The sequence below is a fragment of the Dactylosporangium sp. NPDC049525 genome, from assembly GCF_040676755.1.
Lineage (GTDB): Bacteria > Actinomycetota > Actinomycetes > Mycobacteriales > Micromonosporaceae > Dactylosporangium.
Genome location: NZ_JBFAPO010000062.1, coordinates 1 through 15,286, shown reverse-complemented (window position 1 = coordinate 15,286; position 15,286 = coordinate 1). Strand labels below are relative to the sequence as shown.

At 72.7% G+C, this 15,286-nt stretch carries 14 protein-coding genes; 12 read left to right on the top strand and 2 right to left on the bottom strand.

The window, feature by feature from the left end; translation table 11 throughout:
• Positions 1 to 126: 126 nt before the first annotated feature.
• Positions 127 to 783, bottom strand: a complete 657-nt coding sequence (locus tag AB0K00_RS47880; protein WP_363536545.1) for a hypothetical protein — start codon at positions 781 to 783, stop codon at positions 127 to 129.
• 122 nt (positions 784 to 905) lie between these two features.
• Here AB0K00_RS47880 and AB0K00_RS47875 point away from each other — a divergent pair, with 122 nt between their 5' ends.
• The 4 genes from AB0K00_RS47875 (at position 906) to AB0K00_RS47860 (ending at position 3,224) form a co-directional block, all read left to right on the top strand.
• On the top strand, positions 906 to 1,352 hold the full coding sequence (locus tag AB0K00_RS47875) for an Hsp20/alpha crystallin family protein (RefSeq protein ID WP_363536542.1): 447 nt from the start codon (positions 906 to 908) through the stop codon (positions 1,350 to 1,352).
• A gap of 138 nt (positions 1,353 to 1,490) precedes the next feature.
• Complete coding sequence (locus AB0K00_RS47870; RefSeq protein WP_363536539.1) at positions 1,491 to 1,925, top strand: DUF6582 domain-containing protein; 435 nt, start codon at positions 1,491 to 1,493, stop codon at positions 1,923 to 1,925.
• 206 nt (positions 1,926 to 2,131) lie between these two features.
• Positions 2,132 to 2,305 (top strand): hypothetical protein, encoded by a 174-nt coding sequence (locus AB0K00_RS47865; RefSeq protein WP_363536536.1) that lies wholly within the window; start codon positions 2,132 to 2,134, stop codon positions 2,303 to 2,305.
• A gap of 28 nt (positions 2,306 to 2,333) precedes the next feature.
• Positions 2,334 to 3,224: a universal stress protein gene (locus tag AB0K00_RS47860; protein WP_363536533.1), complete on the top strand. Its 891-nt coding sequence runs from the start codon at positions 2,334 to 2,336 to the stop codon at positions 3,222 to 3,224.
• A 78-nt stretch (positions 3,225 to 3,302) separates the two neighbouring features.
• Here AB0K00_RS47860 and AB0K00_RS47855 read toward each other — a convergent pair whose 3' ends face one another.
• On the bottom strand, positions 3,303 to 4,055 hold the full coding sequence (locus AB0K00_RS47855) for an NPP1 family protein (RefSeq protein WP_363536530.1): 753 nt from the start codon (positions 4,053 to 4,055) through the stop codon (positions 3,303 to 3,305).
• Between the two features lie 244 nt (positions 4,056 to 4,299).
• Between AB0K00_RS47855 and AB0K00_RS47850 the strand changes: the two genes are divergently transcribed.
• The 8 genes from AB0K00_RS47850 to AB0K00_RS47815 all read left to right on the top strand — a co-directional run bounded on the left by AB0K00_RS47850 (position 4,300) and on the right by AB0K00_RS47815 (position 15,243).
• Positions 4,300 to 4,887 carry an isoprenylcysteine carboxylmethyltransferase family protein gene (locus AB0K00_RS47850; protein ID WP_363536527.1) on the top strand — a complete coding sequence of 196 codons (588 nt, stop codon included), beginning with the start codon at positions 4,300 to 4,302 and terminating at the stop codon, positions 4,885 to 4,887.
• Between the two features lie 50 nt (positions 4,888 to 4,937).
• Positions 4,938 to 5,792, top strand: a complete 855-nt coding sequence (locus AB0K00_RS47845; RefSeq protein WP_363536524.1) for a septum formation family protein — start codon at positions 4,938 to 4,940, stop codon at positions 5,790 to 5,792.
• A 371-nt stretch (positions 5,793 to 6,163) separates the two neighbouring features.
• Positions 6,164 to 6,610, top strand: a complete 447-nt coding sequence (locus AB0K00_RS47840) for a TIGR03618 family F420-dependent PPOX class oxidoreductase (protein ID WP_363536521.1) — start codon at positions 6,164 to 6,166, stop codon at positions 6,608 to 6,610.
• Positions 6,611 to 7,207: 597 nt separating this feature from the next.
• Positions 7,208 to 11,254 (top strand): Pls/PosA family non-ribosomal peptide synthetase, encoded by a 4,047-nt coding sequence (locus AB0K00_RS47835; RefSeq protein WP_363536518.1) that lies wholly within the window; start codon positions 7,208 to 7,210, stop codon positions 11,252 to 11,254.
• A 53-nt stretch (positions 11,255 to 11,307) separates the two neighbouring features.
• Positions 11,308 to 12,120 carry an arginine deiminase-related protein gene (locus AB0K00_RS47830; RefSeq protein WP_363536515.1) on the top strand — a complete coding sequence of 271 codons (813 nt, stop codon included), beginning with the start codon at positions 11,308 to 11,310 and terminating at the stop codon, positions 12,118 to 12,120.
• A complete protein-coding gene (locus AB0K00_RS47825; protein ID WP_363536512.1) occupies positions 12,117 to 12,863 on the top strand; it encodes a BPL-N domain-containing protein in 747 nt (248 codons plus the stop codon). The genes AB0K00_RS47830 and AB0K00_RS47825 overlap by 4 nt, the downstream gene beginning before the upstream one ends.
• Positions 12,860 to 14,482 (top strand): heparan-alpha-glucosaminide N-acetyltransferase domain-containing protein, encoded by a 1,623-nt coding sequence (locus tag AB0K00_RS47820; protein ID WP_363536509.1) that lies wholly within the window; start codon positions 12,860 to 12,862, stop codon positions 14,480 to 14,482. The genes AB0K00_RS47825 and AB0K00_RS47820 overlap by 4 nt, the downstream gene beginning before the upstream one ends.
• Positions 14,479 to 15,243, top strand: coding sequence for a BPL-N domain-containing protein (locus AB0K00_RS47815; protein ID WP_363536506.1), 765 nt, complete (start codon positions 14,479 to 14,481; stop codon positions 15,241 to 15,243). Before AB0K00_RS47820 ends, AB0K00_RS47815 begins: the two co-directional genes overlap by 4 nt.
• Positions 15,244 to 15,286 lie beyond the last annotated feature (43 nt).

The window sequence follows — 15,286 nt, the reverse complement described above, 5'->3', positions numbered from 1 at the left end:
CTGCGTGCGGGCGTGCACGGGCTGCCGGGATCCGGGGCAAGACGCCACCAAGCCGTCACCGAGGACTGTACTCCTCGCCGCCGATCGTGCCAGCGCTGCCCGATGGAGTGCATCGCACGGGTGCGTTCAGCGTGGGCTCGGCGAGCGCCCCGGTGGGGGCTGCTGCTCGTCGCGGCGCTGCTGGGTGTGCCGCAGCACCTCGCTGGTGCTGGCGGCGACCGCGTCGACCTGCTCGGCCAGCGCCGGGTGGTGGCCCAGGTGCTGCCGGGTGGCGGCGAGGAGGGCGGGCAGCGCGGTCGCGTCGGGGTCGGCGAGGGCGCGGTGCAGCCGGTCCAGGTCGGCGGTGGCGGCGGCCGGTGCGTCCCGCAGGCCGGCCACCTGCCCGGCGAGGCGGCGCAGGTCCGCGGTGTTGTCGGTGGCCCAGCGGGCGACCGCGCGGACGCCGGCCCGGTGGTCGCGCTCGGCACGGACCCGGTCCTCACGGGTGTCGCCGCCGGCACCCGGGGCGGATGCGGCTCTGAGATACCGCCGCTCCGCGGCCTGCCGGCTGGCCACGCCCAGGGCGGGTGCGAGCGCCTGCCAGCTGACACCGGCCCGCCTGGCGGCCGCGATCAGCTCCGGCTCGGTCGCGGCGAGCTGCTCCTGCACCCACCGGAGCAGAGCGAGGGCCTCGAGGACGGCGCCGGCCGTGTCGGTGTCGCTGGTCTCGGCGTCGCGGGTGTATCGGTCTGCCACCGCCGTGATCGCCGCCACGGCGGCGATGAGCGCATCCGGTTCGGCCATCCCGCGATCCCCTTCTCACGCGTCAACTTTTCGTTGACGTTCCGCTTGTCATCGGAACGATGACGTGTTACAACAAATGTATCGCGCATTGACCGATCAGTCGAGACCCAGGAGGTGGCCCAATGTTGATGCGCAGCGAACCCTTCACCGAGGTCAACCGGCTCGCCCAGCAGCTGTTCGGCGCTCCCGCGACCGGCACGTGGTCCCGTCCGACGGCCATGCCGGCGGACGCCTACCGCAACGGCGACGAGTTCGTGATCGTGTTCGACCTGCCCGGTGTGGACAAGGACGCGATCGACATCGACATCGAGCGCAACGTGCTGACCGTCCGCGCCGAGCGACGCCCTGTCGACCTCGGCGAGCAGGCGCAGGCGACCCTGACCGAGCGGCCCCTCGGCGTCTTCTCCCGGCAGATGTTCCTCGGCGATGCCCTGGACACCGACCGCATCGACGCGACGTACCGCAACGGCGTCCTCGCCCTGCGGATCCCGATCGCCGAGAAGGCGAAACCGCGCAAGATCTCGGTCGGTGGCAGCACCGAGCCGGAGCACAAGGTCCTCAACGGCTGACCCGAACGCCGGCGGTCGGCGGCGCGGCAAGCCGTCGACCGCCCCGGCGCGGGTGCCTCTGTCGCCTGCCCAGCCGGCAGAGCGCCACCGCCCGAGCGGCACGGGTATGGATGGCCCGATGCGGGGTAAGCACACAGTATGGCTGCACGCAGACAGAGCACGCATGAGCTGGACGCCGACGACCGCAACGCCATGTCCGACACGTCGTTCGCATTCCCGCGGCTGCGCAAGGAGCCGCTCAACGACGCGTCGCACGTGCGGAACGCGATCGCGCGGTTCGACCAGGTGCAGGACGCGACCGACGCGGAGCGCGAAGAGGCGTTCCGCCGGATCAAGCGGGCCGCGAAGCGGCACGGCGTGGAGATGACCGAGAGCCGTTGGCAGGAGCTGGGCAAGCCGTCGGCGTCGAAGAAGTCCTCGAACGCGCCGCGCACCCCGGCGAAGTCCGGGCGCAACCAGCCCCGCGCGGAGCGCTCCCGGGACGAGCTCTACACCGAAGCGCAGCGCCGCAACATCAAGGGCCGCTCCGCCATGACCAAGGCCGAACTGGTCCACGCGCTGCAAGGCAAGTAACGAGCCGGCTGGATCCTCCGGTGGCGCCGGGCAAGCTGAGCCCGGGGCCACCGGGTGATGTAGCGGATGACAGGCTGAAGCGCCACCTGGTCGGCACCGCCCGCGGCGGGGAAGTGTGGGAAGGAGCACCACGCACCCGCGAAAGAGGAGGTGGCGCCGTGATACGACAGATCACACCGAAGTGGCGGCAACCAGTCTGCGGTTCCGTGCCCACAACAGACCCGGCCGACGCGATGATCCGCCTGCGCAGAGCCGAGTTCCGTCTCGAAGTGCTCGCCGCGGCGCTGCGGACCCTGGCGGACCCCGACGCCGGCACGCCGGCGCAGCGGCGGCAGCGGACGAGCGACGCCGCGGCGATCCTCGACCGCGCGGGACTGTGACGCCGCACCGGCATCGCGAGGACCAGCCGTGACGACCGCATCCGTGCCGGCAACCGCCGTCGTCGTCGGCGTCGACGGGTCACCCGACAGCAAGCGAGCCGTGCAGTGGGCCGCCGCGGACGCGGCCCGCCGCCAGCGGCCGCTGCATCTGCTGCACGGGCACGAGTGGCCGGTGGTGACGTACCCGATGGCCGGGCTGGCGATGCCCATCATCTACGAGACGGAGAGCCTGGAGTCCCCGGCGCGGATCCTCGCCGACGCGGTGCTGCAGGCCCGGGACGTGGACGCGGAGCTGCGGATCAGCACCGAGGCCAGCGCCGACCTGTGCGTGCCGGCGCTGCTGGCCGCGTCGCGGCACGCGTCGCTGGTCGTGGTCGGCAACCGTGGCCTCGGCGGCTTCACCGCCCTCCTGGTCGGCTCCACCGGCGTCGAGCTGGCCTCCCATGCCATCTGCCCGGTGGTGATCGTCCGGCACGCCGACCGTCCGGACGGCGGCAGCACCGGCCGGGTCGTCGTCGGCGTCGACAGCTCCCACGGCGCGCACGAGGCCCTCGGCCTCGCATTCGAGCAGGCAGCGTTCCGCGGTTGCGGGCTGACCGCGGTCCACGCGTACCATCGCCAGAACGCCGGGCACCAGCCGGGCGGGATCCCCGACGCGGCCCTCGACGGTGAGCGACGGCTCCTGGCCGAGTCGCTCGCCGGGTGGCGCGAGAAGTACCCGCGGGTCGACGTCCGGCTCGACACCGTGCCCGGCCGGGCCGGCGGTGTGCTCACCGACGCGTCCGCCGGCGCGCAACTGCTGGTCGTCGGCGCTCGCGGGCGTGGCGGGTTCGTCGGGCTGCTGCTCGGCTCGGTCAGCCAGGCCGTCGTCCATCACGCCTGCTGCCCCGTCGCGGTCGTGCGTCACCCCGACCGGTGACGGCGGCTGAGGGCGCGGCGGCCGGAGGATCGCCGCGCGAACGGCGTCCTCCGGCGCCTGGTCTGGCGCGTGGTCAGGTCAGCTCTGCGGGTTGAAGGCAATCCCGGCGGGCTTGGACGCGGCGAGCAGCGACTCGAACGAGCCGTTCTTGATCTTGATCGTGGCCGAACCGAAGTCAGCGGTCATCAGCCGGTCGCGCAGCGCCGTGCTGGGCCATCCGTTCCAGTCCACCAGCGGCGGGTAGCGCCAGATGTGGTAGTGGTTCTCCGGTGGGTCGTCGTTGCTGTTGGCGAGCCGGAAGAAGTGGGTCGACGCGCCGTCCTTGTGGTACACGGTCTTGGGGTGGGAGCCGTCGAACCGCACCTGCGAGCGCGGGTAGGTCACCTGGCTGCTGTGCTGGGTCGTGGTCACGTATTCGACCTGGTTGCTCGACTGGTTGACCCAGGAGATGACGTGCTCCCAGTCGTGCCGGTGGCCGCCGAGGCTGATGCCGGGCAGGGCCTGGTCCTTCTCGAAGTAGCTGGCGTAGACGATCGCACACCAGCCGTTGTTGCACTTCGACCGGGCATACGTCTGGGTCCTGTCCAGGTCGGACTGGTCCCGGCAGTTGCCGTTGAGCGCGCCGGTGGGGTTCAGCCCCGGGTTGAGCGTGCCGGCGGGGCTGATGGCCGCGACCGCGTAGCAGCCGTCGGTGTCGTAGTCGTACGCGGGCGAGAACGACTGCTCATAGCCTCCCGCGTTCTGCGGCAGATTGGGCAGCGAGTCGGCGAAGGCCGCCGTCGCGGGCAGCATGACCCCGAGCGCGGCCAGGACGGCCACGACCCATGACACGGCCCGACGGCGCCGGGCGAACGGGCGAACGGTCCGGGCTGATGGCGATGACACGTGTTCCAACGCTTGCCTTCCGTTGATCGACATACCTGCGCCGCCGCGATCGGCGACCATCATGAATATCGATGGGCGCAAGTATGCCGCGCGACCGGCAAGGCGTGAACATCCCGTGACTGCCCGACGAAACCCCTCGGCGCCTGGGTGGTGGTTGTGGTGCGGAACCTGCCTCGGTGATACTCGCGGCGTGCCCCTGCCGTACGAAGCGCTGCCGGCCCTGCCGCGGACCGTGTTCCTGGTCAGCGCCGGCGCCTTCGCGGCGGGCGAACTCGCGCAGGCGTTGCGCGTGCGCCGCGGCGCGACGAGCGTCAGCCTGCGCGCGGAGGTCGCGTTCAGGGCGATGTTCTTCGGCGGGATCCTGCTGCTGGCCATCGGCCGGGCGGTCGCCCCGGGCGCCGCGATCGGCGGCGGCGGGTGGCGGTTCGCGCTCGCGGCGACGATCGCGTGGCTCGGCCTGCTGCTGCGCTGGTGGTCGTTCGCGAGCTTGGGCAAGTACTTCACGGTGGTGGTGAAGACCAGTGCGGACCAGCCGGTCGTGGAACGCGGCCCGTACCGCGTGCTGCGGCACCCGAGCTACACCGGCCTCCTGCTCGCCTTCGCCGGCGGCGGCCTGATGCTGGGCAACTGGGTCAGCACCGTGAGCGCGGTCGGCGTGATGCTGATCGCCCTGATCTACCGCCTGCGGATCGAGGAGCGTGCGCTGAGCGCGGCACTGGGCGAGCGCTACCGAACGTTCGCCGCGGGCCGCGCCCGGCTCATCCCCTACGTGTGGTGACAAGGCACCCTGCAGTTTCCCGCCGCCCCACGATCGACGATCATGTGCAGATGCGCTGGAGGATGATCGCGGCAGTGGTACTGCTGAGCCTGGCCGGATGTGACGGGGCAGAGCCCGTGACCGGCGCGACCGGCAGCGCGGCGGCGGCTTCGCCCTCAGCGAGGTCCCTGCCGGGCGCCGGCATGTGCCACACGGGCCAGTCACTGGGCATGTTCGACTACCGCGCCGTCACCCTCAACGCGGTCGACTGCTCCGCCGAGCACCAGGCCGAGATCATCCGCGTCGGCCGTCTCACGACCCCACCGGAGAACAAGACCCGGGAGGTCTTCACCGACTGCGACACGGCCGCCCGCGAGTACGTCGGCGCCGACTGGCACGACGGCCGCCTGGGCCTCGCGGTCATCGTCCCATCGACCGAGGAGTGGATCGCCGGCGACCACGAGTACCGCTGCGCCCTGTTCGAGTTCTCCGCCGACGACTTCACGTCCCGGATGCGCACCGGCAGCCTGAAGGACGGCCTGCGCGGCACCCGCCCGCTCGCCCTGACCTGCGTGGACGTCCTCGGCACCCCGGACGGCCAGGGCTGGTACAAGACCATCGACCGGCTGGCCCCGATCGACTGCGCCCAGCCCCACAACGGCGAGTACACCGGCCTGTACGTCGGCGCCGACGTCCCCCACCCCGGCATGACCAAGCTGGCCCGCGAGGTGGCCCAGTTCTGCAACACCAAGGCAGCGACGTTCCTGGGCGAGTCCCCGTCGAAGTTCGAGAAGCGCACCGACCTGCGCGCATTTCTGACCGGTGGCTCTCCGGACCGGTGGGCCCTCGGCGACCGCACGTCCCACTGCTACGTCCTGACCCGCCCCGACAACCGCCTGACCAAGTCCCTCAAACCCACCCCGTGACACCGAGCGCGCCTGTCTGGTCGTCCGGGACCTCCCTGACGCCGGGAGCGTTGGCCCAGCGGCGCCGAGCTACGCATCGCCACCATCACCACATCGCCGTGCGTATAGGAGATCAACACCCGAACCGGATCGGCCCCACGCCGGAACGCCCACCCCGCGCCGCCGCGACGTCCACCGAATCGAACCCCCTCGCAACTCCCGATGCGCGCCGGCGTACGGCCGTCCGAAGGTACGGAGGAACAACGTATCGCGGCCGTCAAATGATTTTCCGCCGGCGGACTGCTGAGGCTTGGGCGCCACCTGAGCGGGCCGCGATATCGTTGGCGGCGGGTCCGATGGGGTGTGTTGGCATCGGCGAAACGGGGGTGGGCATGGCAACGCTCGGGGAGTTCGCGGGGCTGGCGGTGAAGGAGCGTGGCCTGGTTGTCGTGTCGACGCTGCGGGCGGACGGCACGATCCAGGCGTCGGTCGTCAACGCGGGCGTGCTGCCGCACCCGGTCACCGGCGACCCGGCGGTCGGGTTCGTCACCTACGGCAAGGTCAAGCTGGCCAACCTGCGGGCCCGTCCCCAGCTGACCGTGACGATCCGGTCCGGCTGGACCTGGGCCACGGTCGAGGGCACGGCCACGCTCATCGGCCCCGACGACCCTGCCCTTGGCATTGACGGCGAGCGGCTGCTGCTGCTGCTGCGTGAGGTGTTCGCCGCGGCCGGCGGCACCCACGACGACTGGGACGAATACGACCGGGTCATGGCCGAGCAGCGCCGCACCGTTGTCCTGCTCGCCCCGGCCCGGGTCTACGGCGTCCCCGGCACCTGACCCGCCGTCCGTCACCCGCAGCCGGCTGCCCTGCTCGCCCCGAGGGCCCGTCTCGTACGGCTCGATGCGCCCGTCATATGGCCCGCCGGGGTCGAAGCCGGTGCCCGCCGCCGCGCCGAAGCCGCCTCCCGCGCCTGCGCGGGAGGCGGCTGACCTTCACCGTGCGCTGAAGAAGTCGCCGCGGCCGCGAACTGTTCACCGGAACCAACCGGCGTGCCGGGCCGCGGTTGCGGCCTGGCACGCATGAAGCGCCGTGTGAGGCGCCGGAGCCCGCGAAACCGCACGAAGGTCGCCGAGGGTGGTCTCGTGGTGAGAACTGCCTGACGTCGGCCACACGGCAGGAAACACAACGGCAATCTAAGGAAGCGGCACCCACCCAGGTGCCGCTTCTTTCGTTTGAGCCAGAACGATCAAGGCCCGCGACCCACGCCTGTCCGTGGGTGCCTTCGCCGTGCACGGCGACAGGTGCGGTGCCGATCCCGCCCCGGCGTCGCTTCGGGCATCAGCAGAAATGAGGCCGTACTTGTGAACCATGCACGCACCACCAGGACGACCGTGTCGCCGCCGATCGGTGCCACGGGTCCCGACGGTGCCGCAGTGTCCGTGCCGATCGCCAGGCAGGCAACCGCCCGTGGCGTGGCTCAGGTGCGGCGCGAACCCCCCGACCGCGCCGAGAGGCGCCTGCACCACGTGTTCGAGGCGGCGTGCGACCGCACCCCCTCCGCCGTCGCCCTCGAATGCGACGGTGAACGTCTCACGTACCGCGACCTCGACGAGCGCGCCAACCGCCTCGCCCACCGGCTGCGGGATCTCGGGATCAGCGGCGGCGCCCGGACCGCGATCCTGCTGCAGCGGTCCGTCGCCACGTACGTGGCGTTGCTCGCCGTCGGCAAGGCCGGCGGGGCGTTCGTGCCGATCGACCCGGAGTCGCCCGCGGACCGGGTCGCCTACATCGTCGAGGACGCTTCCATCGCGCTGGTGCTGACGTCGGCGGACCTCGCCGACCGCGCCGACGGGCTGCCCTGCCCGGTGCTGCTCACCGATGACGCAGAAGACCTCGCCGGTAACGCGGACAGCCAAGCGGACGGCGCAGAGAAGACCCGCCCGGCCCGCGACCCCACCGCCGACCCAGCCGCGTACGTGATCTACACGTCCGGATCCAGCGGCCGGCCCAAGGGCGTGGAGGTGGCCCAGTCGAGCATCTGCAACTTCCTCGACGTCGTGCCGAAGGTGTACGACGTCCGCCCCGACGACCGGGTCTACCAGGGCATGACGATCGCGTTCGACTTCTCGATCGAGGAGATCTGGCCGACGTGGTCGGTCGGCGCGACCCTCGTCGCCGGGCCCACCGACTCGCGGCGCTTCGGCGCGGAGCTCGCCGACTTCCTCGACACGGCGCGCATCACCGTCCTGTACTGCGTGCCGACGCTGCTCGCGACGATCCCCCGGGAGCTGCCCCGCATCCGCAGCATCCTCGTCGGCGGTGAGGCGTGCCCGGGGCAGCTGGTGGAGCGGTGGAGCCGGCCGGGCCGGCGCATCCTCAACACCTACGGGCCGACGGAGGCAACCGTCACCGCGATCTGGTGCGAGCTACTGCCGGGCCGGACCGTCACCATCGGCCGGCCGCTGCCCACCTACTCCGCCGTGCTGCTGGACGAGCAGCGGCGGCCGGTCCCGGACGGCGAGGTCGGCGAGATCTGCATCGGCGGGCCGGGCGTCGCGCGCGGCTACGTCGGGCGGCCGGAGCTGACCGCGGACCGGTTCATCGAGCATCCCCTCGCGCCGGCCGGGTTCCGGCTGTACCGCACCGGCGACCTCGGTCGGGTCACCGCCGACGGTGAGATCGAATACCTGGGCCGCGCCGACGCCGAGGTGAAGATCCGCGGGCACCGGGTGGACCTCGGCGAGATCGAGAGCGTGCTCCTCGAGGACCACGGCGTCATCGAGGCGGTCACGGCACTCGTCGCGGTGTCCGAAGCCCCGGACGCCGCACGCGAGCTCGCCGGCTACGTGGTCCGTTCGTCTGAGAGCGACGAGCCCGACGAGGAGCTGGTGCGCCGCCTGTACGAGCAGCTGCAGGACCGCCTGCCCAGCTACATGGTGCCCGCCTACCTCGACGTGGTCGCGTCGCTGCCGGCCATGCCGAGCGGCAAGGTGGACCGCAAGCGGCTGCCGACCCCGGTCAACCGGCGGCCGGCCCGCGGCAAGGGCCTCCTCGTCGCCGCCGAAGGCGCACTGGAGGAGCAGGTCCGCGCCGTGTGGGCCGAGGCGTTCGGCCTGCCACCGGAGTCGCTGTCGGTCGAGGCGGACTTCTTCGACGACCTCGGCGGCCACTCGCTGCTCGCCGCGCGGGTCGTCTCGCTGCTGCGGGCCCGCAACGTCGGTGCGAGCCCGGCCGTCCGCGACCTGTACAGCAACCCGACCGTACGCGGCATGGCCCGGCGACTGGACGCGTCCGCCGCGACCGGTGGGCTGACCGCGCCGCCCCGACCGGCGCCACTGCGCCACGACAGCCGGCGGATCGCGGCCGCCGGCGCGGGCCAGGCACTGGTCATCTACCTGCTGGTGCTGCTCATCACGCTGCCGGTGTCCTATGTGTACACCTGGAACAACGGGCGGGTGTCCGTCGAGGTCCTGCTGCAGCTGATGATGGCGATCCTGGTCAGCTACCTCGGCGTGCGATGGGTCGTGCCGGTGCTGCTCGCCCGGCCGGTTGCCGCCGGCATCAAACCCGGCCGGTACCGATTGTGGGGCCCGACCTACCTACGGCTCTGGACGCTGAACCTGCTGCTGGCGATCGGGCCGATGGCCGTGCTGAGCGGCTCGCCACTCATGGCCGCCTACCTCCGGCTGCTCGGCGCCCGCGTCGGCACCCGGACCACCATCGCGACCAGCTCGATCAGCCTGCCGACGTTCCTGGACATCGGCGCCGACGCGGCCGTCGGTTACGGGGTGTCGCTGCGGCCGTGGCGGGTGGAGCAGGGCTGGGTCGTGGTCGAACCGATCACGGTCGCCCCGCATGCGTTCGTGGGCGCGAACGCTGTCCTCGAACCGGGCTCGACGGTCGCCGCGAACGCCGGGCTCGGCGAGCAGTCCGTGCTCGAACAGGGCGAGACCGTGCCGCCGGGCGCGCGCTGGGCCGGCTCGCCGGCGGCGCCGGTCGCGGCGCTCGGCCCGACCGTCGAGGTCATGCTCGGCGCCACCGGCCGCGGCCACAACCGGGGCTGGCACGCGCAGCACCTGCTGGCCGCCGCGGCCGGCGTCGTCGGCCTCGAGCTCAGCGCCATCGCGACGATCGTGCCCAGCGTGGTCCTGGTGTGGTGGGCGCTGCTGCACTGGGGGCTGTTGGCCGGCCTCTTCGCGACGGTCCCCGCCGGCCCGCTGTACGTGCTGACCACCTGCGCGGTGATCGCCCTCGGCAAGCGCCTCGTGCTGCGGCACGCGCCGGTCGGCATCCACCCGGCCCGCTCCGGACTCGGCGTCCGCAAGTGGGTCGCGGACAAGCTCCTCGAGTTCAGCCTGCTGTTCACCAACTCGCTGTACTCGACGCTGTACACGGTGCCGTGGCTGCGGCTGCTCGGCGCCCGGGTCGGCCGCGGCGCCGAGGTCTCCACCGCCGCGCATCTCGACCCGGACCTGCTGACCCTGGACTCGGACAGCTTCGTGGCCGACATGGCCAGTGTCGGGGCCGCCACGTTCGCCAACGGCCGGATGGCGTTGCTGCCGACCAGGGTCGGGCACCGGGCGTTCGTCGGCAACGCCGCGTTCGTGCCCGCCGGCACGACCCTGGGCGCCGGCAGCCTCGTCGGGGTGCAGACCCTGCCGCCGGACGACGACGTCCCCGACGGCACCTCGTGGCTCGGGTCGCCGGCGATGCACCTGCCGCTGCGGCAGAGCAGCGGCACGTTCAGCGAGGAGCAGACGTTCCGCCCGCCGCGCAAGCTGGTCGCGCACCGCCTGGCGGTCGAGTTCGCCCGCGCGACCGCGCCCGCCGCGCTGCTCGGCATGAGCGTCTACCTGTACCTGTGGGTGCTGTCCACGCTCGCCCGCGGCCGGGACCTGCCGGTGCCGGCGCTGGCCTCACCGCTGGTCGTCATGGCCGCGTGCGCCGCGGTCATCGGGTGCTGCGCGGCGACCAAACGCAGCATCATCGGCACCTACCAGCCGCGGGTCGAGCCGCTGTGGAGCACGTTCGTGCGGCGCACCGAGTTCGTCACCGGCCTGTACGAGGCCGCCGCCATTCCGGCCGGCGTCGGGATGCTCATCGGCACGCCGTTCCTGCCGCCGGTGCTGCGCTGGTTCGGTGCCCACATCGGCCGGCGTACCTGGATCGGGACCACGTACCTCACCGAGTTCGACCTGGTCGAGATCGGCGACGACGCCGAGGTCGGCGCCGAGGTCTCGCTGCAGACCCACCTGTTCGAGGACCGGGTGATGAAGATGTCCGTCGTCACCGTCGGCGCGGGCGCCACCATCGGCACCCGCGCGATCGTGCTGTACGACGCCGTCGTCGGCGACGACGTGTCGCTCGGCTCGCTGTCGCTGCTGATGAAGGGCGAGCACCTCACCCCGGGCAGCCGATGGCGCGGCATCCCGGCGCAGGGCATCGCCACCCGCCAGACCCAGGCGGCGATCGCCGCCTGACCTTTCCCGTCCGCTGTCACAGTTCCACCACACATCAAGGAGCGCACCACCCGGTGAACACCGAACTGCTGGTTTCCGACGCCGCCCACTTCCGCATCGACTACGAGATCAACCCGTACATGCACACCGAGCTGCAGCCCGACCCGGCGGCCGCAGCGGCCGAGCACGCGGCGATCGTCGCGGCGCACCTCGCGGCCGGCCGCCGCGTCGAGCACGTTGCCTCCGCCCCGGAGTGCCCCGACATGGTCTTCACCGCGAACGCCGCCGTGGTCCGCGGCGACCGCGCCGTGCTGGGCTTCCCGCCGCCGGAACGCAAGGCCGAGATCTCGTACTTCCAGGAGTGGCTGGTCGACCGCGGCTTCGACGTCCTCGAGGCCCCCTACCCGTTCAGCGGCCAGGGCGACGCCCTCGCCTGCGGCGACCTGCTGTTGGCCGGCTACGGGCAGCGCACCGACCGGCGCATGCACGCCGTCCTCGCCAACGAGCTCGACTACGACGTGGTGCCGCTGCGCACCGTCGGCCCCCGCTGGTACGACCTCGACCTGGCGATCGCCGTCGTCGAGCCCCCGTACACCCTCGCCTACTGCCCACAGGCGCTGGACGAGCCCAGCCTCAGGCGCCTGCGCGGGCTCGGGCTGGAGCTCATCGAGGTCGGCCTCGACGAGGCGACCAAGCTGGCGCTCAACCTGATCAGCGACGGCCGCACGGTGACGATGACCCGCGGGGCGCCGAAGCTCGCCGCCACGTTGCGCGAGCGTGGCCTGCGCGTCGTCGAGCTCGACACGACCCAGCTCGCCAAGGGCGGCGGCGGCGTCCGGTGCACCGCTCTCACGCTGGACAACCCGCCACCGCGGGGGTCGAGGTGACCACATCCCGGCTGCCGGGTGCCGACCGCATGACCGCGGCGGCGTGCCAGGTGTCCTCGACCTTGCCCGGCTGGGAGCAGGCCGAGCCTCTCGTGGCGCTGGTGTACCGGGGACCGGCGTCCTCGCCCGGCTGCCCCGAGGCGGTGGCCGCGCTGCTGCGTTCCAGCCGCTGGGGCTTCGACGTGCGCTACGTCGGCCCCGACGAGGCCGTGCCGGTCTCCACACTCGCCCTGACCGGTGCGGCCGTGTACGCGCAGCCCGGCGGCGGCCTGCTCTCCCACGGCTACCGGCACCTGCGCCGGCACCGCACCGCGATCCGCGAGTTCGTCCACAGTGGCGGCCGGTACCTCGGGTTCTGCCTCGGCGGGTACCTGGCCGGTGCCACGCCCGGCTTCGACCTGCTGCCGGGAGACACCGACCAGTACATCGCCTCGACCGCCGCGACCGTCGCGTCGCCCGACGACACCCTGGTGGAGGTCGCGTGGCGGGGCAGCACCCGGACCCTGTTCTTCCAGGACGGCCCGTACTTCTGGGTGCGGCCCAGCGCCGACGCGACCGTTGTCGCCACGTATCCCAACGGCACCGTCGCCGCCCTCGTCGTCGGCTTCGGGCAGGGCCGCGTCGGGGTCGTCGGCCCGCACCCGGAGGCGACCGGCGACTGGTACAGCGACGCCGGGCTGCGCGTCGACCGGCTCGGCGTCGACCTCGGCCTGGACCTGGTGGATGCGGTGATGACCACATGACACAGCTCGCGCTGGGCGCCGCACCCGCGCGCCCCGGTGACGTCCCGGCGTCGCCACCGGCCGGGGCACCGCCGAAACGGCCGCGGCTGGCCGGTGTCGACGCCGCCCGGGGCGTGTCGCTGCTCGGCATGATCAGCCTGCACGCACTGTACGAGGCCGACGCGGCGGGCAACCCGACGTGGTCGGCGACGGTGTTCAGCGGGCGGGCCGCGGCCGCGTTCGCGCTGCTCGCCGGGGTCGGCATCGCGTTTCTGACCGGTCGCCGCCCGGTCCCCGCCGGCGAGCGCCGCGCCGTGTCGGCCATGATTGCCGTGCGGGCGCTCGCCATCGCCGTGATCGGGTTCCTGCTGTGCAGCATCGACACGGTCCTGGACGCGGTCATCCTGCCGTACTACGGGATGGTGTTCCTGCTCGCGATCCCGCTGGTGTTCCTGCGCACCTGGATCGTCGCCGTGATCGGTGTGCTCCTGGCGACCGTCGGGCCCGTGGTCAACCACGTCCTGCTGCCGCACCTGCCGGAGCCGGTCCTCGGCAACCCCACGTTCACCAGGCTCGTCGAGGACCCGGTCGGGATGCTCACCGAGCTGTCACTCACCGGCTTCTACCCGTCGCCGGCGTGGCTGGCGTACATGTGTGCCGGCATCGTCATCGGGCGGATGAACCTGACGAACGTCCGGGTCGCGGCGGGGTTGCTCGCCGGCGGCACGGTGCTCGCCGTCTGGGCCAACGCCATCTCGGTGCTGCTGCTGCACCGGTTCCACGGGCTGGCACACATCTGGGCGGCGCAACCATCCAGCGGGCTGACCCCGGAGTACACCACCGAACTGCTGACGTTCGGCGGCGACGGCAACACCCCGTCCTCGACATGGTGGTGGCTGGCGGTCAACAAGCCGCACACGAGCACCCCGCTGGACCTGCTGCACGCCACCGGCTGCGCCGTCGCCGTGCTGGGCCTGCTGCTGCTGGCCGGCCACGTCCGGCACCGGCTCCTGCGTCCACTGTGCACGGCCCTGCTGGTGCCGCTCGCCGCGGCCGGCAGCATGACCCTGACCTTCTACTCCGCGCACATCCTGTTCATCAACTCCGAGTTCGACACGTACAGCGCCGCAGGTGGCTGCCTCGTGCAGGTCATCGGCGCGGTGCTGATCGCGCTCGCGGTCCGGGGCACGGTCGGCCGCGGCCCGCTGGAGTTGGCCGTGACCGCGCTGGCCACCCGCGTCCGCCGGTGGACCGCGTCCGGTGGCCCGGCCCGGGTCGCCGCGGTCATCGTGCCGTCCTCAGCGGAACCGGACCTGGTCTTGCCGTCCCCGGCGGAACCGGGCCCGGCAGTGCAGGGCTCGGTGGTGCAGGGTCCGGTGGTGCAGGGCACGGTCCTGCAAGGCTCGGTCGTGCAGGGCACGGTCGTGCCGTCCTCGGTCGAGGTGGGCTCGGTGGTGCCGTCCTCGGTCGAGGTGGGCTCGGTGGTGCCGTCCCTGGTGGGGTCGGGCTCCGCTGAACCGGCGTCCGCCCGGTCGGTGAAGCCGCCGGCGCCGCGCCGGCCGCACCACTGGGACGCCAGCCGGCGCCGCATCGCCCAGCGCCGGACCCGGCCGGGCACCGGGCAGAGCAGCGGCCCGTGAACCGGCGACGCGCGCTGATCGGCGCGGGCGCCGCCGGTGTCCTGGCCGCGTTCGGCGGCGTGGCCGGCGCCGGCTACGCCGTCCTGTCCGACGATCGGCCCCTCGCGCTGGTCTACCGGGGACCGGCGTCCTGCGCCGGCTGCTCGGAGGCGGTGGCGGCGCTGCTGCGTGGCACACCGACCGGGTTCCGCACCGAGTTCTGTGGCCCCGGCGAGGACGTCAAGGTGTCGGCGGACGTCCTCGCCAAGGCCACCGTGTACGCGCAACCCGGCGGTGGTGACGTCCGCCAGGCGTGGCGCCGGGTGCGCGGGTACGCCGGGGACATCCGCGCATTCGTCCACAATGGAGGGCACTACCTCGGGTTCTGCCTGGGCGCCTACCTCGCCGGCGCCGACTCCGGCTTCGGCCTGCTGACCGGGGTCGGCGTCGAGGGGTACATCTACAGCAGCGAGGCCCGCGTCCGCGACGCCGCCGACACGGTCGTCGGCGTCGACTGGCGGGGCCGGCGGCGGCACATGTACTTCCAGGACGGCGCGCTGTTCCGCGTGCGCGCCGGCACCTCCGCGACCGTCCTGGCCACGTACGACACGGGCGGCGCCGCGGCCGTCGTCACCGGCTACGGCGCCGGGTGGGTCGGCCTGGTCGGCCCGCACCCGGAGGCCGACCTGTCGTGGTACGCCGACTCGGGTCTGACGAACCCGGACGGCATCCGCTACGACCTCGGCCACGACCTGATCGAAACCACCCTGCGCGGCGGCTGACCGCCGCGCAGGGCACCGACCGGCCGGGCGCGCGGTGCGCGCC

Coding starts and splice junctions, on each gene's coding strand:
- AB0K00_RS47880 (WP_363536545.1), bottom strand. CDS start 783: ATGGCCGAACCGGATGCGCTCATCGCCGCCGTGGCGGCGATCACGGCG.
- AB0K00_RS47875 (WP_363536542.1), top strand. CDS start 906: ATGTTGATGCGCAGCGAACCCTTCACCGAGGTCAACCGGCTCGCCCAG.
- AB0K00_RS47870 (WP_363536539.1), top strand. CDS start 1,491: ATGGCTGCACGCAGACAGAGCACGCATGAGCTGGACGCCGACGACCGC.
- AB0K00_RS47845 (WP_363536524.1), top strand. CDS start 4,938: ATGCGCTGGAGGATGATCGCGGCAGTGGTACTGCTGAGCCTGGCCGGA.
- AB0K00_RS47840 (WP_363536521.1), top strand. CDS start 6,164: ATGGCAACGCTCGGGGAGTTCGCGGGGCTGGCGGTGAAGGAGCGTGGC.
- AB0K00_RS47820 (WP_363536509.1), top strand. CDS start 12,860: ATGACACAGCTCGCGCTGGGCGCCGCACCCGCGCGCCCCGGTGACGTC.